Source organism: Streptomyces odontomachi, assembly GCF_024435355.1.
GTDB lineage: Bacteria > Actinomycetota > Actinomycetes > Streptomycetales > Streptomycetaceae > Streptomyces > Streptomyces odontomachi.
The window spans coordinates 1-22,717 of the sequence record NZ_JAMJWG010000007.1; the positions used below are offsets into that span (position 1 = coordinate 1).

18 protein-coding genes, 1 pseudogene and 1 riboswitch are annotated in these 22,717 nt (G+C 73.8%); of the genes and pseudogenes, 13 read left to right on the forward strand and 6 right to left on the reverse strand.

All coding sequences use genetic code 11. From position 1 onward, the window contains the following. Positions 1 to 660: dienelactone hydrolase family protein (locus NQO67_RS16360; protein WP_255950732.1), on the reverse strand; the 660-nt coding region annotated here is incomplete at its 3' end. A 350-nt stretch (positions 661 to 1,010) separates the two neighbouring features. Between NQO67_RS16360 and NQO67_RS16365 the strand changes: the two are divergent. From NQO67_RS16365 to NQO67_RS16390, 6 genes and pseudogenes are all read left to right on the forward strand, one after another. Beyond that, positions 1,011 to 1,760: pseudogene (locus NQO67_RS16365) on the forward strand (SGNH/GDSL hydrolase family protein); the annotation flags it as partial. A gap of 155 nt (positions 1,761 to 1,915) precedes the next feature. Next, positions 1,916 to 2,944: a glycoside hydrolase family 5 protein gene (locus NQO67_RS16370; RefSeq protein WP_255950733.1), complete on the forward strand. Its 1,029-nt coding sequence runs from the start codon at positions 1,916 to 1,918 to the stop codon at positions 2,942 to 2,944. A 139-nt stretch (positions 2,945 to 3,083) separates the two neighbouring features. Beyond that, the gene (locus tag NQO67_RS16375) at positions 3,084 to 3,785 is read left to right on the forward strand and encodes a class I SAM-dependent methyltransferase (RefSeq protein ID WP_255951009.1); all 702 of its coding nucleotides are present in this window, start codon (positions 3,084 to 3,086) and stop codon (positions 3,783 to 3,785) included. Next, positions 3,782 to 4,780, forward strand: coding sequence for an N-acetylmuramoyl-L-alanine amidase (locus NQO67_RS16380; RefSeq protein ID WP_374119009.1), 999 nt, complete (start codon positions 3,782 to 3,784; stop codon positions 4,778 to 4,780). Before NQO67_RS16375 ends, NQO67_RS16380 begins: the two co-directional genes overlap by 4 nt. A gap of 187 nt (positions 4,781 to 4,967) precedes the next feature. Continuing rightward, positions 4,968 to 5,825 (forward strand): DUF5336 domain-containing protein, encoded by an 858-nt coding sequence (locus NQO67_RS16385; RefSeq protein ID WP_255950734.1) that lies wholly within the window; start codon positions 4,968 to 4,970, stop codon positions 5,823 to 5,825. 202 nt (positions 5,826 to 6,027) lie between these two features. Continuing rightward, positions 6,028 to 6,318, forward strand: coding sequence for a hypothetical protein (locus tag NQO67_RS16390; RefSeq protein ID WP_255950735.1), 291 nt, complete (start codon positions 6,028 to 6,030; stop codon positions 6,316 to 6,318). Positions 6,319 to 6,377: 59 nt separating this feature from the next. Here NQO67_RS16390 and NQO67_RS16395 read toward each other — a convergent pair whose 3' ends face one another. From NQO67_RS16395 to NQO67_RS16405, 3 genes are read right to left on the reverse strand one after another with little or no spacing between them, the layout of a single operon-like run. Then, positions 6,378 to 7,451 carry a prenyltransferase/squalene oxidase repeat-containing protein gene (locus NQO67_RS16395; protein ID WP_255950736.1) on the reverse strand — a complete coding sequence of 358 codons (1,074 nt, stop codon included), beginning with the start codon at positions 7,449 to 7,451 and terminating at the stop codon, positions 6,378 to 6,380. Further along, the gene (locus NQO67_RS16400; RefSeq protein ID WP_255950737.1) at positions 7,448 to 8,188 is read right to left on the reverse strand and encodes a class I SAM-dependent methyltransferase; all 741 of its coding nucleotides are present in this window, start codon (positions 8,186 to 8,188) and stop codon (positions 7,448 to 7,450) included. Before NQO67_RS16400 ends, NQO67_RS16395 begins: the two co-directional genes overlap by 4 nt. Further along, complete coding sequence (locus NQO67_RS16405; RefSeq protein WP_255950738.1) at positions 8,188 to 9,804, reverse strand: glycosyltransferase family 4 protein; 1,617 nt, start codon at positions 9,802 to 9,804, stop codon at positions 8,188 to 8,190. Before NQO67_RS16405 ends, NQO67_RS16400 begins: the two co-directional genes overlap by 1 nt. Positions 9,805 to 10,079: 275 nt before the next feature. Here NQO67_RS16405 and NQO67_RS16410 point away from each other — a divergent pair, with 275 nt between their 5' ends. The 7 genes from NQO67_RS16410 (at position 10,080) to NQO67_RS16440 (ending at position 18,432) form a co-directional block, all read left to right on the forward strand. After that, positions 10,080 to 10,787, forward strand: a complete 708-nt coding sequence (locus NQO67_RS16410; protein WP_255950739.1) for a TetR family transcriptional regulator — start codon at positions 10,080 to 10,082, stop codon at positions 10,785 to 10,787. A 158-nt stretch (positions 10,788 to 10,945) separates the two neighbouring features. Next, a riboswitch (cobalamin riboswitch) is annotated at positions 10,946 to 11,005 on the forward strand. Between the two features lie 173 nt (positions 11,006 to 11,178). Continuing rightward, a complete protein-coding gene (locus NQO67_RS16415; protein ID WP_255950740.1) occupies positions 11,179 to 12,432 on the forward strand; it encodes an SCO2321 family membrane protein in 1,254 nt (417 codons plus the stop codon). After that, entirely contained in the window at positions 12,429 to 13,163 is a 735-nt protein-coding gene (locus tag NQO67_RS16420) for an SCO2322 family protein (protein WP_255950741.1), read from the forward strand. The genes NQO67_RS16415 and NQO67_RS16420 overlap by 4 nt, the downstream gene beginning before the upstream one ends. Positions 13,164 to 13,180: 17 nt before the next feature. Then, positions 13,181 to 14,341: a CbiQ family ECF transporter T component gene (locus NQO67_RS16425; protein ID WP_255950742.1), complete on the forward strand. Its 1,161-nt coding sequence runs from the start codon at positions 13,181 to 13,183 to the stop codon at positions 14,339 to 14,341. After that, positions 14,338 to 16,455, forward strand: a complete 2,118-nt coding sequence (locus NQO67_RS16430) for an ABC transporter ATP-binding protein (RefSeq protein ID WP_255950743.1) — start codon at positions 14,338 to 14,340, stop codon at positions 16,453 to 16,455. The genes NQO67_RS16425 and NQO67_RS16430 overlap by 4 nt, the downstream gene beginning before the upstream one ends. Then, positions 16,443 to 17,384 (forward strand): ECF transporter S component, encoded by a 942-nt coding sequence (locus NQO67_RS16435; protein ID WP_255950744.1) that lies wholly within the window; start codon positions 16,443 to 16,445, stop codon positions 17,382 to 17,384. Before NQO67_RS16430 ends, NQO67_RS16435 begins: the two co-directional genes overlap by 13 nt. A 187-nt stretch (positions 17,385 to 17,571) precedes the next feature. Then, positions 17,572 to 18,432 (forward strand): YoaK family protein, encoded by an 861-nt coding sequence (locus NQO67_RS16440; protein ID WP_255950745.1) that lies wholly within the window; start codon positions 17,572 to 17,574, stop codon positions 18,430 to 18,432. Here NQO67_RS16440 and NQO67_RS16445 read toward each other — a convergent pair. Together NQO67_RS16445 and NQO67_RS16450 are read right to left on the reverse strand one after the other, a co-directional pair. Then, entirely contained in the window at positions 18,324 to 20,366 is a 2,043-nt protein-coding gene (locus NQO67_RS16445; RefSeq protein WP_374119010.1) for a bifunctional glycosyltransferase 87/phosphatase PAP2 family protein, read from the reverse strand. The genes NQO67_RS16440 and NQO67_RS16445 overlap by 109 nt on opposite strands. 339 nt (positions 20,367 to 20,705) lie before the next feature. Next, entirely contained in the window at positions 20,706 to 22,604 is a 1,899-nt protein-coding gene (locus NQO67_RS16450; protein WP_445195098.1) for a hypothetical protein, read from the reverse strand. Between the last annotated feature and the right edge of the window lie 113 nt (positions 22,605 to 22,717).

Here is a 22,717-nt window from a genome sequence, read left to right on the forward strand (position 1 = left end):
CGAGCACTGGCCAAGATCAAAGGTAGAACCCAGCGCGTCGAACAGCTTCATGACGGAGTCCCGCGGAGTCCCTTCGTCGTCCCATTGCAGTACGAACCCGACCGGGACGGTGATCCGTGTCGCGGCGTCGATGAGCCACTCGCTTCCGATGAGGCCGAGGACAGCTGCCGTGATACGCGGTTCGGCAGCGACGAGGCGGATGCCCATTTCACCGCCCTCCGACAGGCCGTAGTACCCGACGGGCTGGCCCTCGCCGACGGAGTCCAGTTTCCGCAGCGCGTCCAGGGTGGTCTGCCAGTCGGGGATGAGTTGTGCCGCCACGACTTCGCAGCGTTCACGCCACTCCGGGCCGACGGGCTCGCCGGCCGCCTCCCGTTCCTGAATGATCGCGACAAGCCGCCGGACCTCGGCGTGCTGCGGCCTGTCGCCCGTCCCCGGCGCGTCGATCGCGGCGACCGCGAAACCGCAGGACACGACGTACGGGATCGCTCGGGAGACGACCTCCCACCCCTTCTTGTGCGAGCCACCGCCGTGCCCGACCAGGACCAGCGGCCGGGGTCCGGAACCCGCAGCAGGTGTCCACAGCACCCCAGGAATGTTCCCGATGGTGAAGAGCTGCTCGCGGACGCCGTCAGCGACGGTTTCTGAGGTCAGGCGCATGCGCGCATGCCAGTAGAAGCGCCGCCGACGTCGCAACCGATTACCAGGGACCGACGTCGCCACCGATTACCAGGGACCAGCACCGGACAGCGCTCACGGCGTGGCGTGCCTTCTTTGCCCGCTGGGCGGCCACGCTCGTCACCCGCCCCGGCCGCCGTGCGTCGACCGGCCGGCCTCGCCCGGATCGCACGCCGCGCCGAGGCCTCCCCGCTTCACACTGCCGCAACTCTTGACATGGCAAGGACAACATGAGGTCATGTGAACCGTTAGTGGGAGCGCTCCCATTTCGGATGGCACCCCCATTCCCGGCATCAGGCCGACGCACCCGTACACACAAAGGAGGAACGGCCATGTGGGGCAGAAACCTCCGGCGCACGCTCACGGCGCTGCTCGCCCTGGCCTTCGCCGTGGTCCTGGCGCAGCCCGCGGCCACGGCCGAGTCCAAGGGCGGCCCGGACGCGAAGGCCCGCCTCGCGGCAGATCCGGTGCGGATCATGCCGCTGGGTGACTCGATCACCGGATCGCCCGGTTGCTGGCGTGCACTGCTGTGGAACCAGTTGCAGGACGCCGGTTACACCTCGGTCGACTTCGTCGGCACGCTCGGCCCGCAGGGCTGTGGCGTGACGTACGACGGTGACAACGAAGGCCACGGTGGTGCGCTCGCCACGGTCACCGCCGACCAGAACCAGTTGGTGGGCTGGCTCTCCGCCACGCATCCTGACATCGTTGTCATGCACTTCGGTACGAACGACGTCTGGAGCGCCAAGTCTCCGGAGACCATCCTGGCCGCGTTCACCAAAATGGTGACCCAGATGCGGGCCGACAACCCGTCGATGAAGGTCCTGGTCGCCCAGATCCTGCCGATGGCGCCGAGCAACTGTGCGGAGTGCGGCCAGCGCGTGCAGGACCTGAACGCCGAGATCCCGCAGTGGGCTGCCGGCATCAGCACCGCCCAGTCGCCGGTGGTCGCCGTCGACCAGTGGACCGGCTTCAGCACGTCGACCGACACCTACGACGGGGTGCACCCGAACGACTCGGGCAACGTCAAGATCGCCAACCGCTGGTACCCGGCGCTGACCCGGTTCCTCAGCCCCGGCGTCTCTTCTTAGGCGGCTGACGGCTGACGGCTGGCGACTGGCGACTGGCAACTGTCGACCGGTATCCGGCGACCGGCACCGCACCCCCCTCCCGTACCTCTCCCTCCCCTCCGCGTCCCGCAGTCACCCGGGGCGCCCGACCTTCTTGGAGTCGCATTATGACAACGTTGTCTCGGCGTAGCGTCCTGGCTGGCATCGCCGGCCTGTCCGGGCTTGCCCTGGGCGGCCTCGACCTCGGCCAGAGTGCGCAGGCCAGCGTGGCCGCGCCCACCGGTACCGCGGCGACCGGGCTGCACATCAGCGGTGGCAGGCTGGTGGAGGGCAACGGCAGCGCCTTCGTGCTGCGCGGTGTCAGCGCCGCGCACAACTGGTACGCCGACAAGACCACCCAGTCGCTCAAGGACATCAAGGCGCTCGGCGCCAACAGCGTCCGGATCGTGCTGAGCACCGGCGCCCGCTGGACGAAGAACGACGCCAGCGACGTCGCGAACGTGATCAGCCAGTGCAAGGCGAACAAGCTGATCTGCATCCTCGAGGCCCATGACACCACCGGCTACGGCGAGCAGAGCGGCGCCATCAGCCTGTCCCAGGCGGCGGACTACTGGATCGGCATCAAGAGCGCGCTCCAGGGCCAGGAGGCCTACACCATCGTCAACATCGGCAACGAGCCGTACGGCAACAGCAACACCTCCGGCTGGGTCGCGGACACCAAGGGCGCCATCCAGAAGCTGCGCAACGCCGGCATCACCCAGACGCTGATGGTCGACGCGCCCTGCTGGGGCCAGGACTGGGACGGCACCATGAAGAACAACGCCGCGTCCGTGGCGAGTGCCGACTCCCAGCAGAACACGCTGTTCTCGGTCCACATGTACGGCGTCTACGACACCGCGTCGGAGATCACGAGCTACCTCAACTCGTTCGTCAGCGCGGGTCTGCCGATCGCGGTCGGCGAGTTCGGCAACCAGCACACCGACGGCAACCCGGACGAGGACACCATCATGGCCACCGCCCAGCAGCTGGGCATCGGCTACCTGGGCTGGTCATGGAGCGGCAACAGCAGTGACGTCGCGTACCTCGACATGGTCAACGGCTTCAACGGCCAGTCGCTGACCAGCTGGGGCGAGCGCATCTTCCACGGCGCGAACGGCATCTCGTCGACGGCCCGGCAGGCCACGGTCTACAACTGACCGGAGCGCCCCTGCCGGGGGGGCGTAAGGCTCCCCCGCAGGGGCGCCCCCAATGGCCCACTTGCGCGGGGCGTACGGCAGCATGGGCGGTGCGCAGACCGAGCCGAGCCTGCGCACCGCCCCCCACGCTGGAGGAACCATGGCTCCGGAGTCCGCGACGCGGCTGTCCGACCGGGCGGCGTCGCTGCCGGGACCGGACGTGCTGGCCGCCTTCGAGGCCGCCAAGGGCTTCATGCCGCGGGACGAGGGCCTGGCCCTGTACGCGGCGGCGGCGCAGGCCGCGAGACTGGGCCTTCCGCTGCTGGAGGTCGGCACGTACTGCGGCCGCTCCACCGTGCTGCTCGCCGCAGCGGCCCGTGACGCGGGCGTCACCGCGGTCACCGTCGACCACCACCGTGGCAGCGAGGAGCAGCAGCCGGGCTGGGAGTACCACGATCCGGAGCTGGTCGACGCGGAGCTGGTCGATCCGGAAACGGCGGTGGCCCCGATGGACACGCTGCCCACGTTCCGCCGCACCCTGTTCAAGGCGGGCCTCGAAGACCACGTGGTCGCCCTGGTCGGCCGCTCCCCGCAGGTGGCCAGGCTGTGGCAGGCACCGCTCGGCCTGGTCTTCGTCGACGGCGGCCACACCGACGAGCACGCCACGGCCGACTACGAGGGCTGGGCGCCGCACGTCGCGGACGGCGGGCTGCTGGTGGTCCACGATGTGTTCCCCGACCCGGCGGACGGCGGCCAGGCCCCGTACCGCATCTACCGGCGCGCGATGGACTCCGGCGCCTTCGCCGAGGTCTCGGTGACCCGCTCGCTGCGCGTGCTGCGGCGCACCGGAGCGGGGCTGTGAGCGGGCGCGGTGACAACGGCGGTGCCCACGAACCGGGGGACTTCCACGATCCGGACCGGGCGCGCCCGGCGCGCAGTGTGCTGCGCGGGCGCGGGCCGCTGACGGTCACGCTCGCGGCGCTGGTGCCCGCGGTTCTGGTCGGCTGGCTGATATTCCAGGCGACCGGAAGCCCGTCGAACGGTTCCGGCGCCGCGGGCGAACCGGACGGCACCCCGGCACCGGCGAGCACGCGCCCGTCGGCCTCGGCGTCGGGCCACTCGGGAGCGTCGGCGAGCCCTTCGAGCAAGGGCACCCGGCCGGGCGGCTCCGGTGCGACGCAGGGCCCCCTCGCGGGCAAGGTCGTCGTCATCGACCCCGGTCACAACCCGAGCAACCACCTGCACACCACCGACATCAACCGGCAGGTCGACGTCGGCAACGCACGCAAGGAGTGCGACACCACCGGCACGGCCACCAACTCCGGTTACCCGGAGGCGGAGTTCACCCTCGACGTCGCACGGCGGCTGCGGACCCTGCTGGAGAAGCAGGGTGCCAGGGTCGTCCTGACCCAGGACGGCAAGCGCCCCTGGGGGCCGTGCGTCGACGAGCGGGCCCAGATCGGCAACAAGGAGCACGCCGACGCCGCGATCTCCATCCACGCCGACGGCGCCCCGGTCGGCGACCGCGGCTTCCACGTCATCCTGCCCGCCCCTGTCCACGAGGGCGGCGCGGACACCCGTGCGATCACGGGCCCTTCGCGCGACCTCGGCGAGCACGTCGCCGGTCGCTTCGCGCGGGTCACCGGCACCGCCCCGTCCAACTACATCGGCCAGGGCACCGGACTCGACGTGCGGGACGACCTGGGGGGCCTCAACCTGTCGGAAGTTCCCAAGGTGTTCATCGAATGCGGCAACATGCGGGACAGCAAGGACGCTGCTCTGATCATGAGCGGTGCATGGCGGCAGAAGGCCGCACAGGGCATCTCTGAGGGAATGATGAGTTTCCTGCACGGGTGAGGTCACAAGCCCATGACCCGGCAGACACCCCCACCGTGATGACGATAGTCTCGCCACTACGATGGGGGGCCACCCCCGCGCTTCGCCCCCCGCGGCCACCGCAGTCCTTCAGAGACCGGCCACCGCGATCCATGTGCGACAGCGACGCCCACCAGCGACCGATGAGACGACTGACGAAGGACCTGAAGTGAATATCCGCTCCCTCAACCGAGGCGACGGCGTGGTGATTGCGGCAGCGGTGTTGCTGTTCATCGCGTCGTTCCTCGGCCTCTACTCGGTACCCTCGGGCTACGGCAGCAGTGGCGAGGCGCCCAACGCCTGGGACAGCCTGGGTCAAGGCCTCGGGCTCTACATGGGTGGCGTGGTCGGCGCTGCGCTGATCGTGATCAGCCGTTCACTGCCGCAGCCGCGTAAGGTCGCCGGTCTCGAAATCGGTGCGCTCGGCGTCGGGTTCACCGTCCTGGTCGCGTGGATCATGTTCTGGACCATCGTCGACCTCGACGGTGTGGACGCCGGTTCCGGCATGATCCTCGGTCTGATCTCCTCCCTGGTGCTGGCTGCCGCCGCGGTCGCCACCCCGCTGGTGCCCGCACTCCAGGCTCCGCTCGCCGGTGCCCCGGGCCCGGCCGGCGCCCCGTACGGCATGCCTCAGGGCGGCATGCCGCAGGGCGGCGGGTACGGCTACCCGGGCGGCCCGCAGCCGAGTTACGGCGGCCAGCCCGGTCAGCCGCAGCCCGGTCAGCCCGGTCAGCCGCAGCCCGGCCAGCCGCAGCCGTACGGTGCGCAGCCGCCGACGCAGCAGCAGGGCCAGGCCCCGCAGCAGACGCAGGGCGCGCAGCCCGCCGGTGACTTCTCGCCCTTCTGGTTCGCGGTGCCGGTGCAGCGCCCGCTGTACCCGGAGGACGGCTCGTCGAACCCGATCGCCGAACTCGCCCCCGGTACCTGGTACCTGGCGGTCGAGCAGCGCGGCGCCAGCCTGGTGGCGCAGACCCAGGACGGTCGCCGGGGCGTCCTCCAGGACACCTCGGGCATCCAGCGCGGCTGAGCCCGCGCCCCGCTCCACCGAACGGATCCGCCTCGTCTCAGCGGTGGCGTCCAGTCGAGAATCCAACGGCCCCTGTTCCCAGCGGAACAGGGGCCGTTGCCGTGCCGGGGGCGGGAGCCGGTGCGTTACGGGCGGGCCGTCAGCGTCAACCCCTCGGCCGGGCGGCTGGTTTGCCATGGGCACGACGGGCAATCCGCATACCATGTCCCGATATCGCAACGGCTCTCAGCAGGCGGGGACGGTCATCGCGGTCGTAGCCGACGCCATGGCCTTCATCCTCGGCCTATGGATACTGATGTACCTCCTGGACGCCAACCGCGGCAACGACCTCGTGCGGGTCGTCCGGCACGCGGCGGACTGGCTGGCCGGGTGGTCACACGACCTGTTCACCTTCAACGAGGACTGGGCCCGAGTGGTCGCGGGCTACGGCCTGGCAGCTGTGGTCTACCTGATCGTCGGCCACGCCGTGGCCAACCGCCTCCACCGGCACTGAATCCTCCCGACAACCGCAGTACCGCCGGCCGTGCCGGCACGGTCCGGCCCGGGTCCCGGTCAGTCGCAGCACTCCGGGTCGAGACCCCACGGCAGCCCTGCGCCGCCGAACACCGCGCAGGTCGGCTCGTCGCCACCGAGCGCGGCCACGGCGAGCAGCAGCGCGCCGGCCGTCCACGTGGTCAGCTCCTTCGGCCACACGATGTCGTTCTCGTAGACGTAGCCGGTCCAGTAGAGCGCGGAGGCGTGGTCGCGTAGATGGCCGAGGGAGCGCAGTACCTGCACGGCGCGGTCGGACTCGCCCATCGCCCAGAGCGCCAGGGCGAGTTCGGCCGACTCGCCGCCGGTCACCCACGGGTTCGGCGCGATGCACCGCACCCCGAGCCCGGGCACCACGAAACGGTCCCAGCCCTGTTCGATGCGGTCCTTGGCCGCCTCGCCCCCGATCGCGCCACCGAGCACCGGGTAGTACCAGTCCATCGAGTAGTCCGACTTGTCCACGAAGCGGTCGGGGTGGCGGTGTATGGCGTGCCGCAGGCTGCCGAGCGCCAACTCCCAGTCGGGCTGCGGCTCCTCGCGCAGCTGGGCGAGGGCGAGGGCACAGCGCAGCGCGTGGTGGATGGACGACGAGCCGGTCAGCAGGGCGTCGTCGGGCGCGCTGCCTTCCGGGCTGCGGGCCCAGCTGATCTGCCCGCCGGGCAGCTGGAGCGCCAGAACGAAGTCGATGGCGGCGCGCACCACCGGCCACATCCGGTCCAAAAACCTTTCGTCACCGGTGGCCAGGTAGTGATGCCACACGCCGACGGCCGGGTAGGCGGTGAAGTTGGACTCGCGGGTGCGGTCGGTGACGGCGCCGGCGTCGCCGTCGGCGTAGGCGGAGTACCAGGAACCGTCCTCGTTCTGGTGGCGGGCCAGCCAGTCGTAGGCGCGGGCTGCGGCCTCGTGCTCGCCGGCCGCGTCCAGTGCCATGGCGGCCTCGGTGTGGTCCCAGGGGTCGAGGTGGTGGCCACGGAACCACGGAATGGCGCCGTCCGGTCGTTGGGCGGCACACAGCGCACGGACCGTGGCGGCGGCCTGGTCGCCGGTGAGCACACCGGGCAGGACGAGCCGTTCGGTCTTCTCCGGACTCGTCACGCCGTCGTCGTCCCGGTCTCGGGCAGATGCGGTTTGGTGGCGTAGACGACGAGGCTCTTGCCGACGACCGGGTTCAGCAGCCGCTCGGTGAGCCGGGTCGCCAGGGGCTTCTTGGTGATGTCCCACACCAGCAGTTGGTGGTACGCGCGCACCGGCAGCGCCTTTTCGTTGTCGACTCCGAAGGCGCACTTCAGCCACCAGTACGGGGAGTGCAGTGCGTGCGCGTGGTGACTGCCGTACGGCTTGAGGCCCGCCTCGCGGATCCGGCCGACCAGCTCGTGGGCCCGGTAGATGCGGATGTGGCCGCCCTCGACCTCGTGGTAGGCGTCACTGAGCGCCCAGCAGACCTTCTCGGGCCCGTAGCGCGGCACGGTCACGGCGATCCGGCCGCCGGGCCGCAGCACCCGCACCATCTCGGCGAGCACGCCCTTGTCGTCGGGGATGTGCTCCATGACCTCGGAGATGATCACGACGTCGAAGGAGTCGTCGGGGAACGGCAGTGCCAGCGCGTCACCCTGCATGGCGGTGGCGGTGGCGCCCTGCGGGGCCTCGCCGGCCTCCTGCATCGCCCAGAACCACTTGGCGACCTCGCGGACCTCGTCGATGCTGCGGTCCAGGGCGACGACCCGCGCACCGCGCCGGTAGCACTCGAAGGCGTGCCGCCCGGCGCCGCAGCCCAGGTCGAGCACGCGGTCGCCCGGGGCGAGCGGAAAGCGGGTGAAGTCGACGGTCAGCATCAGTGGTTGCTCCCGGAGGGTGTTCCGGTGGCCGCGGCACGGCCGGGGTGGGGGGTGGGGGCAGGGGGGCCGGCCGGAACGGCGGTCGCCAGGCCCGTGGTGGCTGCCGTACGGCCGGTCTGTGCACGGCCCGGTCGCCCGGCACCGGCGGAAAGGGCGGTCAGGGAACGGTCGGCCTGCGGCATGCGGAACGGGCGCCGACGGCTGCTGCGGGCGATCGCCTCGCGGTACCGCTCGACGGTGCCCTCGGCGGCGCGCGCCCAGGTGAACTTCGCGAGCACCCGGTCCCGGCCGGCGGCGCCGAGCCTGGCCCGCAGCTCCGGGTCGCCGAACAGCCGGTTCAGCGCGGCCGCCAGCGCCTGCGCATCACCGGGCGGCACCGCCAGACAGGTCTGGCCGTCCCGCCCGGCGACCTCCGGGATGGCACCGCCCGTGGTGGCGACCAGGGGCGTGCCGGTCGCCATGGCCTCCGCGGCCGGCAGCGAGAACCCCTCGTACAGGGAGGGCACGCAGGCGATCTCGGCGCTGCGGATCAGGTCGACCAGCTCCGCGTCCGAGATGCCCTTGACGAAGCTGACCGCGTCCTCGATGCCGAACCGCTCGATGGCCTGCGCGACCGGTCCCTGCTCGGCGCGCTTGCCCACCACGACCAGGTGCGCGTGCGGGTTCTCGGTACGCACCTTGGCGAGCGCCTCCACGAGGAAGACCAGGCCCTTGAGGGGGACGTCGGCGCTGGAGGTGGTCACGATCCGGCCCGGCACCTGTGGCACCGCGGGATCCGGCGAGAACAGCGAGGTGTCGGCGCCTATGTGCACGACGTCGATGCGGTCGGGTCGTACCCCCAGGTGGTCGACGATCTCCTGCCGGGACGTGCCCGAGACGGTCAGCACCGACGGCAGCCGGCGCGCCACCCGCTTCTGCATCCGGGTGAAGGCGTACCAGCGGCGCACTCCCCAGCGCCGCAGCCGGTCCGTGCCGGCGGCCCGCAGCTCCAGCTCGCGGTCGACGGTGATGGGGTGGTGGATGGTGGTGACCAGCGGAGCGCCGAGGTCGCCGAGCAGGCCGTAGCCGAGCGTCTGGTTGTCGTGCACGACGTCGAAGTCACCGCGCCGGGCGCGCAGCAGCCGGCCGGCGCGCAGCGAGAAGGTCAACGGCTCGGGGAAGCCGCCGGTGCGCATGTAGGCGTATTCCAGCCGGTCGATCCAGTCCCGGTACTCCTCACGCGCGGGCGTACGGAACGGATCAGGGTGGCGGTAGAGGTCGAGACTGGGCAACTCGGTGAGACGCAGACCGCCTCCGGTGGCGCCCGGCCCCGGACCGGGCTCGGGGCCCACCTCGTCCAGGACCGGGTAGGGCTGTGCGCCGATCACCTCGACCCGGTGGCCGAGGCGGGCCAGCTCGCGGGAGAGATGCCGGACGTAGACGCCCTGGCCACCGCAGTACGGGTTGCCCTTGTAGGTCAGCAGCGCGATGCGCAGCGACGGCCCACCGTCCGCGGCCTCCTCCGAGGTGCCCCCGGCCCTGCGGGCGTGGGCGGCGTCGTCCTTGCCGCCGTACGCGGCCGCCGTCGGCTTCCCGGACGCCTGAAGCTCCGCCTCTTCGGTCCCAGCGGTCACTCCCGGCCCCCTTCTGAGCTTGCACGGCGACAGTACGTGTGGGCATCAATGTAGAACAAGTTTCAGACTTGATCGTCCCGACCAATCTACCGGCAAGTAGACCTCCCGGCCCGTCGGGGCCGCCCCCGAGCGTGCGGCGGGGAAGTGCGCCCCCGCGCGGTGACGTCGGATACCCGGCCGAGCCCCCGGTTCCCCGCGCCCTTAGCGGACGTCCCACACGGGTACGGTCACCGTGCACACGATCGATCGCCGAGGCACCGTGACGGAGCGCACGTATGACTGTGGAGGCAGACGCGGCGGACCCGTCTGGCGCGCCCCTGACCGAGCGGCAGGCGGCACGCCGGGCGCGGATCCTGCGCGCGAGCGCCCGGCTGGCCGGCCGGGGCGGCTTCGACGCGGTGCAGATGCGGGAGGTCGCCGAGAGTTCGGGCGTCGCCCTGGGCACGCTCTACCGCTACTTCCCGTCCAAGGTGCACCTGCTGGTGGCCACCATGCAGGACCGTCTCGACCAGCTGCACGCCACGCTGCGTGAGCGTCCGCCGGCCGGCGACGGGCCCGCCGAACGGGTTGCGGAGACCCTGATGCGCGCCTTCCGCGCCCTCCAGCGCGAGCCGCACCTCGCCGACGCCATGGTCCGTGCCCTGACCTTCGCCGACCGCTCGGTGAACGCCGAGGTCGACCAGGTCTACCGCCGCACCACCGCGATCATCCTGGAGGCGATGAGCCCCGACTCACCGGCCGCCCCGACGCCCGGCCAGGTATGCGCCGTCCGCGTCGTCGAGCACACCTGGCACGCGGCGCTGATCGCCTGGCTGTCGGGCCGCGCCGCGATCGCCGAGGTCAGGGCCGATCTGGAGACGGTGTGCCGGCTGCTCGACCTGCCGGCGGCCGACCCGGGCGGGGGGCTGGAGCTGCCGGCGGCCGACCCCGGCGGGCCGGCGGGCCGGCGGATCATCAGGGTTCGTCCCAACACGCCCTGTTGAAGGGCCCTCCACCCCGCCTGCCGAAGGGTCGTCCACTGAGCGCCGACAGGTCCCTTCGCACGCGCCGGACCGCGCGCCCCGGCCCCGCCGCCGGGTCCGCCCCCAAGGGGCGCGCCGTACGGCCGGTAGAGTGAGTCGTCGTCCTCACACCTGTACGAGGGGAAGCCGGCGTGAATCCGGCGCTGACCCGCAACCGTGAATCGCTCGCGCGGTGACCCGTAACCGGTCCCCAAGGAAGCGGTGAGCCGGAACGCCTCGTATGGGACGTGATCGGCTCGTGCCATCGGTCGCCCCCGGTGGCCGGCACCGTCGTGGTCCACGGAGCCGGAGCCGCCCGGTGCCTGTGTGCGCCCGTGCGCCCGGCTCCCCGCAGGGAGAGGCACCGCCGTCCATGAAGGTCCGTCGTAGCGCCGCGGTGTTCGCCGCCGCCCTCGTGCTCGGCATGTCCGCAGCGCCGGTCGCTCTCGCCGACGATGCGGCGCCGTCCGCCACACCGTCCGCCTCCCCGGCCCACCCTGCCGGTCTGTACGGCACCTCGGACCCGACGTACGACGGGGTGTTCCGCCAGTCGTACGCGCTGCTCGCCCAGCACACCGTGGGCGTGCACCCGGCGGCGTCGGCCATCGACTGGCTGACCCGGCAGCAGTGCGACAACGGCGCCTTCGCCGCCTTCCGCGCCGACCCCGGCACGCGCTGCGACGCCAAGACCCAGGTGGACAGCAACTCGACCGCGGCCGCCGTGCAGGCGCTGGCCGGGCTCGGCGGGCACCTGCCGGCCGTCACCAAGGCGCTGCACTGGCTGGAGGGCGTGCAGAACGACGACGGTGGCTGGGGCTACTCGCCGGGACTGCCGAGCGACGCCAACTCCACCGGCATCGTCATCGGTGCGCTCACCGCCGCCGGCAAGCGGCCCGCCGACGTGCACTCCGCCAAGGGCGCCCGGTCGCCTTACGACGCCCTGGCGAAGCTCGCCCTGCCCTGCGCCAAGGGCGGCGCGCTGGGGCTGCGGGACGCGAAGTCCGGCAAGCTCGCGGCGAACGCCGACGCGACCGCGGCGGGCGTGCTCGGCGGCCTCGGCCGGGGACTCGTGGTGGCCGCGGGCAGCGCTTCCGCGAGCCCGGCACGCGCCAAGTGCCGGGACGACGCGGCGCACTCGGCATCCGGCGTCGCCACCAACGGCGCCGCCTACCTGCGCGCCCTGCTCGCCGACACCCCCTACGTGAAGGCCGCCCTGGCGGGCTCCGAGGACCAGCCGGACTTCGGCAACACCGCGGACGCGGTGGTCGCCCTCGTCGCTGCGGGCCAGAGCGACGCGGCCAAGAAGCCCGTCACCTGGCTGACCGGGCACGCGGCCGACTGGGCCGGCGAGACCGGTCCCGCCGGCTATGCCGAACTGATCTTCGCCGCGCACGCCACCGGCACCGACCCGCGCCACTTCGGCAAGGTCGACCTGGTCGCCGCCCTGAACGACACGGGGCCCGCGCCCCAGCGGGCGACCGGTGCCGTGGGCGACGACGCCATGGCGCGCCCGGCCGGCCACTCGGGCACCGACACCACCCTCATCTGGTCGGTGGTCGGGGCCTGCCTCGTCGCCGGCATCGGAGCCGGCCTGTTGCTCAGCGCCCGCGCGAGGCGCCGGTCATGACGCGCCGCCCGGTACGCGGCACGCGTCGGCGTCCCCTCGGGGGCGCGGGCCTGCGCCGGGCGCTGACGGGTGCGCTGCTCGCCCTGGCCCTCGCGCTGGTCGCGCTCGTCACAGCCGGCCCCGCGGAGGCCGCCGGGTACCGCTACTGGTCGTTCTGGCAGCTCGACCGCGGCGACGCGGGCGGCGGCAGTTGGGCGTACGCCACGCAAGGGCCGTCGGTCGCACGGCCCGACGACGGTGCGGTGGTGGGCTTCCGGTTCGCGGTGAGCGCGGACTCCAAGGACGCCACACGGCCGCGCGGCGGCCATGACTTCACGACGATCTGCGCCGGCACGCCCGCACGGTCGGCCACCAAACGCATCGCGCTCGTCCTCGACTTCGGCACCACCGCGGACGCCCCGCAGGGCGAACGGCCGCCCGAGCGGCGTACCGCCTGCGCCCGGGTCGAGAAGGACGCGACGGCCGCTGACGCGCTCGCCTCGGTCGCCGAACCGTTGCGCTACAACAGCAATCTGCTGCTGTGCGCCATCGCCGGCTACCCGCGCACCGGCTGCGGCGAGCAGGTCTCGGGAGCGAAACCGGCCGGCGGCAGCACCGCGCAGGCATCCGCGAAGGCCTCCCAGGAGGCGGCCGGCCACCACATCCCGTCCGCCTCGGTCCTGGTGGGCGTCGCCGCGGTGGCCCTGCTCGGCGTCGCCGCGGTCTGGCAGGCCCGCCGGCGGCGCGGCTGACCGGGCGGCGGACCGTGATGACCGGGTCGTTCGGCGCCGGGTGGCGCGCGCCTGAGGCGCACCGCGGCAACGCCGTTCACCCCGGGGCCTGGTGGCTGTGGGCGATCGGGCTCGGCACCGCGGCGTCGCGCACCACGAATCCGCTGCTGCTGGGGCTGCTGGCGGCCGTCGCCGGCTACGTGGTCGCGGTGCGCCGCACCGAGGCACCCTGGGCACGGTCGTACGGGGCGTTCGTGAAACTGGCGCTGGCGGTGCTCGCGATCCGGCTGGTCTTCGCCACGTTCCTGGGCTCGCCGGTGCCCGGCACCCATCTGCTCGTCACGCTGCCCGAGATCCCGCTGCCCGGCTGGGCCGAGGGCGTGCGGCTCGGCGGGCGGGTCACCGCCGAAGGCCTGGTGTTCGCCCTGTACGACGGGCTGAAGCTCGCCACCCTGCTGGTCTGCGTCGGCGCGGCGAACGCCCTCGCCAGCCCCACCCGGCTGCTCAGAACGCTGCCGGGCGCGCTCTACGAGGCGGGCGTCGCGGTCGTGGTGGCGATGACGTTCGCACCGCATCTGGTCGGCGATGTGCGCCGGTTGCGCGCCGCACGGCGGCTGCGCGGCCGGCCCGACCGCGGGCTGCGCGGCCTGCTCCAGGTCGGGTTGCCGGTCCTGGAGGGGGCGCTGGAACGGTCGGTGGCGCTGGCCGCAGCGATGGACGCACGCGGCTACGGGCGCACCGCCGACGTCCCGCCCGCCGTGCGGCGCACCACGGCCGCGCTCACCCTCGGCGGGCTGCTCGGCGTGTGCGCCGGCACCTACGGGCTGCTGGCCGCCGAAGGCGCCGGATACGGTCTGCCGCTGCTGCTGGCCGGCGTCGCCGCCGCGCTCGGCGGGCTCTGGCTCGGCGGCCGTCGCACGGTACGCACCCGCTATCGGCCCGACGCGTGGGGCGCGCGCGGCTGGCTGGTCGCCGGCTCAGGCGCGGCGGTCGCGGCCCTGCTGATCCGCGCCGCCGCGTACGATCCGGCCGCCCTGAGCCCCGGCGTGCTACCGCTGACCGCGCCGGCCCTCCCGCTGTGGCCGGCCGCCGCGGTACTGCTGGGCCTGCTGCCGGCGCTGGTGGCACCGTCGCCCGCCGGTGCGGCGCGGCGCGGTGCCGCCATCGAGTCCCCGTCACCCCGTGAGGAGCCCTCGTGATCCGGTTCGAGGACGTCTCCGTCCGCTACGAAGGCGCCGCCGAGCCCGCCGTCCGCGGGTTGGACCTGACCGTGCCCGAGGGCGAGCTGGTGCTGCTCGTGGGGCCGTCGGGGGTGGGCAAGTCGACCCTGCTGGGCACGGTGAGCGGCCTGGTGCCGCACTTCACGGGCGGCACGCTGCGCGGCCGGGTGACCGTCGCCGGGCGGGACACCCGCACCCACAAGCCGCGCGAACTCGCGGACGTCGTCGGCACCGTGGGCCAGGACCCGCTCGCCCACTTCGTCACCGACACCGTCGAGGACGAGCTGGCCTACGGCATGGAGTCGCTGGGCCTCGCCCCGCACGTGATGCGCCGCCGCGTGGAGGAGACCCTCGACCTCCTGGGTCTCGCGGCGTTGCGTGACCGCCCCATCGCCACGCTCTCCGGCGGGCAGCAGCAACGCGTGGCCATCGGTTCCGTGCTCACCCCGCACCCGGCCGTCCTGGTACTGGACGAACCCACGTCCGCACTGGACCCGGCCGCGGCGGAAGAGGTGCTCGCGGTGCTGCTGCGGCTGGTGCACGACCTCGGCACGACCGTGCTGATGGCCGAGCACCGTCTCGAACGCGTGGTGCAGTACGCGGACCGTCTGCTGCTGCTCCAGGCCCCCGGCGCGACACCGGTGCTGGGCGACCCCGCGCAGATCATGGCCGGCTCGCCGGTGTACCCACCCGTGGTGGGCCTGGGCCGGCTCGCCGGCTGGTCGCCGCTGCCACTGACGGTGCGCGACGCCCGGCGGCACGCCGGCGAACTGCGGGAACGGCTCGCGAGGCGGACGGGCGGGGCGGGCGGGGCCCCGGCCCCGGCCGCTTCCGGCGGCCCGGCCACGGTGGTCCCCGAGGACCCGTCCGCGACCGTTCCCGCCGATCCGGCGACGACTTCTCCCGCCGATCCGGCTACCACGGCCGCCCCGACTACCACGGTCACCACGGATTCGGCTGCCGCCGTTCCTGCCGATCCGGCATCCGCGGTCCTCGCCGATCCGGCGACGACCTCTCCGGCCGATCGGGCCAACGGGGCTGCCGCCGACTCGGCCGCGACCGTTCCCGCCGAGCCGGCGACGACTTCTCCCGGCCGGCCGGCCGGGGCCGCCGGGGGCCGGTCCGTGGCCGCCGGCACCGGATCCCCGTCCGCGGGTCCTCGTCCGGGTGGTGGACCGTTCGGCGTCGGGCGGTTGGTGCCCCGGCTGTTGTCCGGGCGGCGGAGCCGGGCCGCGGGGGCGGGACGTCGAGCCGGGCACCGGGACGACGGGCACCCGGGCATCCGTGGGGCGGAACGGGTCGCCGTCGTCGAAGGGCTGGCGGTGCGCCGGGGGCGGGTGGAGGCGCTGCGGCGGGTCGACCTCTCTCTGGCGCCCGGTGAGATCGTCGCGCTCATGGGGCGCAACGGCGCCGGCAAGTCGACGCTGCTCTCGTCACTCGTGGGCCTCGTCGAACCGGCCGCCGGCACGGTACGGGTGGGCGGCGTGGCGCCGCACCGCACCGGGCCCCAGGAGCTGGTCCGCCGGGCCGGCCTGGTGCCGCAGGAGCCGCGCGACCTGCTGTATGCGGACACCGTGGCCGGGGAGTGCGCGGCCGCCGACCGTGATGCGGCGGCGCCCGCCGGCACGTGCCGTGCGCTGGTGTCGGAGCTGCTGCCCGGCATCACGGACGACACCCATCCGCGTGACCTGTCGGAGGGCCAGCGGCTCGCCCTGGCACTGGCCGTGGTGCTCACCGCCCGCCCTCCGCTGCTGCTGCTCGACGAGCCCACCCGTGGCCTGGACTACGCCGCGAAGGCCCGCCTCGTGCGGATGCTGCGCGGCCTGACGGGCGGCGACCCGGCCCCCGGACCCGGTTCGCCACGCAATCCGCCGGTGCACGCCGTCGTCCTCGCCACGCACGACGTGGAGCTGGCCGCCGAACTGGCCGACCGGGTGGTGATCCTCGCCGACGGCGAGGTCGTCGCCGACGGTCCGACGGCCGAGGTCGTGGTCGCCTCCCCGTCCTTCGCCCCGCAGGTCGCGAAGGTGCTCGCGCCCCAGCCCTGGCTGACGGTGACCCAGGTGACGGAGGCCCTGACATGGGCCGAGTAGACCACCGGACGGGCCAGACGGCGGCCAAGCGAACGGACCCGACGGCGCGCAAGCGAGCGGACCGGACGGCGGGCAAGACGGACCCGCAGGTGCGGCCGGTGCGGCTCGGGCCGCGGTCCGTGGCCGCGCTCGTGCTGGTGAGCGCCGTCGGAGTGGCCGCCTTCGGGTGGCCGCTGCTCACCGGGCCGACGTCGCAGGCCGGCGCGCACGCGCAGGACGCCCCCTGGCTGTTCGCGGGGCTGCTGGTGCTGCTGGTCGCCGTGGTCGCCGCGACGGTGGCCGAGGCCGGGCTCGGTGCGAAGGCGGTCGCGATGCTGGGCGTGCTGGCCGCCACCGGCGCGGCACTGCGACCGCTCGGCGCCGGCACGGCCGGGATCGAGCCGATGTTCTTCCTGATGGTGCTGAGCGGGCGGGTGCTGGGCCCCGGTTTCGGGTTCGTGCTCGGCGCTGTGACCATGTTCGCCTCGGCGCTGCTGACCGGGGGAGTGGGACCGTGGCTGCCGTTCCAGATGCTGTCGATGGGGTGGTTCACCATGGGCGCCGGGCTGTTGCCGGGGCCGCACCGGCTGCGGGGCCGCGGTGAGCTGGCGATGCTGGGCGGCTACGGGTTCCTGGCCGCCGTCGCCTACGGCACGATCATGAACCTGGCCGGCTGGCCGTTCATGAACTCCCTCGCCTCCGGTGTCGCCTACGACCCGGCCGCCGGGCTCGCCCGCAATCTGGCGCGTTTCCTCGCCTACTGCCTGACCACCTCACTCGGCTGGGACCTGGGGCGCGCGGTGGTGACCGCCGTCCTGACCTGGACGCTCGGGCCCGCCGTCCTCAAGGCACTGCGCCGGGCCACCCGACGCGCGGCCTTCGAAGCGCCGATCGCCTTCGAGGCTCCGGCCGGCACGCCCCGCCGCGACGCCGGCGACCCGACGGCGTAGCGGCACCACGCGGTAGCCGGCGCGTGCGGGCCCGGCGCCGCCCTCGCGCGCGTCCCGGCGCATGCACGCCGCCGGACGGGGCACCATGGCGATCGTCCCCCCTGGCCGCGCCCCGGCCCGGGGGAAACGCGCTCGCTCCTGGGAGCACGCTCGCCCGGACTTCCCACCCCCGGAAGGTGCCGCCCGCATGCCGACGCCCCCGCCGGACGAGGGCCGCGAACCCGCTTCGCCACGACCGGCCGACGACCACGAACCCGCCCCCGTGCCCACCTCCCCGTCCTCGCCGCCCCCGCCAACGGCGCACGGCGAGCGCACCGCCCGCGGTCTGCCGCTGCCGGCCGCGCTGCTGGCGCTGACGGTGGTCAGCGGGATCATCGACGCGGTCAGCTACCTGGCGCTCGGCCATGTCTTCACGGCCAACATGACCGGCAACGTGGTGGTCCTCGGCTTCGCTGCGGCCGGCGCGCAGGGGTTCTTCTGGGCGCGCGTGCTGGTGTCGCTGGGGGCGTTCCTGGCCGGGTCGGCGGCGGGCGGCTGGGCGGGACGGAAGTGCGCGGCGGAGGCCACCTCTTCCGGCTCCGCCGCCCCTTCCGGGCAGGGGCGGCGGAGCACGGCACGGCGCACCTGGCTGCGGCTGGTGCTCGTCACCGAGACGGTGCTCCTGGGCGGTTCGTCCGGGGTGGCGGCATGGTCGCCGGGCCGTACCGCCACCCTGTACACGCTCATCGCCGTGACCGCCTTCGCCATGGGGGTGCGCAACGCCACGGTGCGCAGGTTGGGCGTGGCCGACCTGACGACGACGGTGCTGACGATGACGTTGACCGGACTGGCCGCCGACTCGCCCCTGGGGGACGGCCGGCCCGTACGGACCGTGCGGCGACTGGGTTCGACCCTGGCGCTGCTGGGCGGCGCGGTGCTCGGTGCCTGGCTGGTGCTCCATCACGGACTCTGGACGCCGCTGCTCGCCGCGGCTGCGATCTCCGGGGTGCTGGCGCTGACGGTGTCCGGCCGGGTGCCCTCGACGGACCGCGGGCCGGCCAGCAGATAGGCCAACCCGAACCCGGCCGCCACGACGAACGCGCCGCCGACCGCGTCCAGGACCCAGTGGTTGCCGGTGGCCACGATGGCGCAGACCGTGATGACCGGATGCAGCACGCCGAGCACCTTCATCCACCGTCGGGGCGCCAGCAGGACGATGACGATGCCGCACCACAGCGCCCAGCCGAAGTGCAGCGAGGGCATGGCCGCGTACTGGTTGGTGAGCGAGGTCAGCAGGCCGTAGTACGGCTTGCTGAAGTCCTGCACGCCGTGCACGGTGTCGACGAAGCCCAGGTCCGGCACGAGCCGTGGCGGGGCGAGCGGGTAGAGCCAGAAACCGAGCAGGGCGAGCGCGGTGGTGAAGCCGAGCGTCGATCGGGCCCAGCGGAAGTCCGCTGGACGGCGCACGTAGAGCACGCCGAGGACCGCGATGGGCACGATGAAGTGCAGCGACTCGTAGTAGTAGTCGAAAAGGTCGCGCAGCCAGGAGAGGTGCACCATCGTGTGGTTGGCCCAGTGCTCGACGTCGATGCCGAGCGCCTGTTCGACGTGGTGCACCTGGCCGCCGTGCCGTTCCGCCGTGCTCCTGTCGCCTTCGGCGGCGATGCGGACATAGCCGTAGGCCGCGTAGAAGACGCGGATGAGCAGGAGCTCCAGCACCAGGTTGGGCCGGGTGAGCACCCGCCGCCAGAACGGCAGCAACGGCACCCGGCGCCGGCGGCCCGCCGCGGGGGTGACGTACGCGGTGGGCACGGGCGCCCGGAAGTACGGCGAGGCGGTGGACAGGAACGGCACCGCGCAGGCGGCGGCGAGTGCGGTCAGCAGGACCGCGTTGTCGCGCAGCGGGTACATCACCGACTGGTTCGGCAGCAGCGCCGCCGGCGGCAGCGTCATGACGAGGACGACGACGGTCGGCCACACCAGGCGGTCGGCAGCGCGCCGGCCGGCCCGGCCGGTGACCGCGAGCAGCACCCACAGCAGCTGGTGCTGCCAGGTGGTGGGCGACACCACCACGGCGACGCAGCCGGTCACGGCCACCGCCAGCAGCAACTGCCCGTCGCGTGCGTAACGGACGGCGCGCGGCAGTCCGACGGCCGCGACGGCGGCACCGAGGCCGAAGTACAGCGCGAGCTCGGGCGTTCCGGTGAGGCCGCAGCGCAGCAGCGCGCCGTGCAGGGACTGGTTGCCGAGGCTGTCGGGGGCCGCGCCGAGGCCGACCCCCGTGATGTGGTGCGCCCAGTACGTCCAGGAGTCGCCCGGCAGCGCGGCCCAGGCGAGCGCCGTACCGGTGGCGAAGGTGCCGGCGCAGGACAGCACGGTCCTGCGCCGCCCGATGCACCACAGCAACGGCGTGAACAGCAGCACCGCAGGTGCCAGAGCGGCGGCAAGCCCGATGAGCACCCCGGCGGTGCGCGCCCCGCGTACCGTGCAGCAGCCCAGCAGGACCAGCAGCACCGGCAGCACGCTGGTCTGGCCGAGGTGCAGGCTGTGGCGCACCGGCAGCGACAGCATCAGCAGACAGATCGCGACCGGCGCCAGCAGCGTGGTGCGGCGCTGCGCCGGCTGCGGCAGGGTGCGCGCGGCGACGACGCCCAGCAGGACGACGAGCAGCAGCGTGCCGAAGGTCCAGGCGAGGCCGAAGGCGTGCTCGGCGGCGCCGGCGAGCGGTCTGAGGACCAGGCCGGCGAAGGGGGTACCGGTGAACCGCCCGGTGGCGTAGAGCGAGTCCCGAAGCGGCAGCACGCCGTCCGGGCCCAGCCAGCTCACCAGGCCGGGCAGGCGCTCGGCGGGCGGCTGGAGTTCCACGGCCACCAGTTGGCGTACCGCGAGCGCGGTGGCGAGCAGCCACAGGACCGCCCGAACGGCACCCAGCGGTACGCGTACCGCGCCGCCCGCGCCCTGCACCGCCATCCTCCCCGGTCTGTTGTGCTCGACGTCGGTCACGCCCTGTCGGTCCTCCCGTTCGGCTCGTCCTGCGCGGTTTCGGGTCGTCCTGCACGGCGCCCTCGCAGGTGCGCCGCGCATGGCGCGAAACCGTAGGAAATGGAAAACGCGGAAAATACGCGTGTGATAGTGCGAAATCGTGCGGTATTGACTCTAGGAGGCGATCGGGCGGGAGGGTGCGCGGGACGCGGCAACGTGGTGATGCGACGCCCGTACGCGCGGACCCCTCGCACCCCTGACCCTTCGTGCACGCGGGGTGGGGGCGTGGCCCGGCTGTGGGGCCCGGTCCGTCGGGTGCGCCGTTGCGGACCGGGCCCCTGAAGGGGCGGTGCCGGCGCCCTATCTCTGACCGGCTGTCCGGCCTGTCTCCCTTGCTGTGCTGCCGGGCTCCGCGCTGTCGGTGAGGGGCGCGTGCCGCAGGGGAACGGGTGGGGTGGCGGGCGCGTCGAGCGCCCCCGCGGGACGCTTCGTCGCCGGCCCCGAGACCCGCACCCATGCCGATGCCGATGCCGATGCCGATGCCGGTTCCGGTGGCTTCGGCGCGGGGCGCCCCGCTCCTTCGTCCACGCCGCCGGGCGTCGTGACCGGACGCATGGTGGCCACCGGGGTCACCACCGCGCCGCCGGTCAGGGCCCTGGGACGGGCCCCCGCTGCCGGTGCCGTCCCGGCACGGGCAGTCGCCGGACCGGGCGCCGGGGCCGCACGGAGGGCGTTGCGGGCCAGCAGCGTGCCGTTCCTGCCGCGTGCCGCGCTCGTGCGGGCCGCGTTCCGTGCCGCGGGCGTGCGCACCGGCGGCGCAGGCAGCCTGGCCAGACCACACGGCACCGTGCGGGTCGCGTACGGCAGGTTCAGCATCCCTTCGCGGGTCCAGACGCCGCAGCCGGTCAACCAGCCCGCGGGGGCCGGGAGGTGGTGCAGGGTGCGTTCGGCCGGGCGCCAGACGGCGAGCCAGGTGCCCGCGGCACCGTCGACGCGCAGCGCCACGGCGCATCGTTCCGGCGTCAGGACCTGCCCCGGCTGGATCGCGAACGGGGTGACGGCGCAGTCGGGCAGCCGCAGGCACTCCGGGAACCGCACCGGGAGGGTGCTGCCCAGCACGGCCCAGGCCAGCCGCTCGTGGCCCGGCGACGGCGCGTCCGAGCGGATCAGCAGCAGTCCGCTGTCCGGGTCCGCCAGCAGCAACCGGTCGGTGCTGCCCTCGGCGATCTCCAGCAGGGGCGACACCGCGCAGCCGCGCCCGAGGTCCACGGTCACCGTCTTGACGCGTCCGTGGACTTCCTGGTCGAGGGCGAGCAGCCGTCCGGTGCGCTCCAGCCAGCTGCCGCCCGAGCAGCGACCGGGGATCTCGGCGAGCCGGCGCGCCCCGGACGGCTCGCCCGCCACCAGCCACAACGCCGTCGACCGCGGCCCGACCGCCAACGCATACGCCCGGCGACCTCCCGGCACCGGCGGCAGCAACCGCACCGCCTGGCGCCCCGTCAGGTCACGCCGGACCACCGGACGGGCGGTCACCGGGGCGCCCGGCCGCCTCCCTTCGAACCCCGCCCCGTCCTGGGGTGCTCCGCCCGCAACGGTCGGCGTACCGCCGTCCGTTCCCGTCCGGCGGCCCTCCGGTCCCGCCTGGGCAGGCACCCGCACGTCACGGGTCGCACCCTGTATCTGGGCCGCCCCCCGCATCCGGGGCGCACTGCCCGGGCCCGTCGCACCGTCCGGGCCCGCCGGGCCGCGACCCGGCGCCGGGTGGGCGGGCGTCGTCGGGGTGCCGGGCGGTGCCGGCCGGGCGTCCGGGTGTGCGGTGCAGCTCACGTAGCCGGAGTCCGCCGCGTACGCGGGGCAGTCCAGCGCGCCGAGCGGGATCTCGCGGGTCCCGGGGGTCGTCGGATGCAGCAGGGCGAAGACGTGCCGGCGGCCTTCGGGGCGGTGGACGAGCACCCGGCCGTCGCTCATCGGCAGCACCTCGCTGCCGGGTCCCTCCGGTCGCCCGGTCGGCAGGGCCACCCGGTACGGCTCCGGGCCGCCCAGCGTCCAGCGCTCCGGGTACCAGCCCGGGTCGGCCGCGCCGTCACCGGCCGCGCCGTCCGGCGCGCCTCCGCCGCGGCCCGGCGCGTCCCCGGGTGCGCGGCTGCGCACCAGTCGCGCCGCGTACATCCCTTCCGCCGAGATCGTGCACTCCGACTCCGACCGGTGGAACGTCTCGTCGCCGCTCCCTGCCGCCGCCTCAATGGCACTGACAGTCATTGCTCGGTCACCTCCGGCGACGAAACTAGGTTCGTCACGTGCCGAGACCTCAGGGGTGCGGGAACCTTTCACCCGGACGGGTGGCAATGCGTTTGATGAGCCGGAATTTCCCT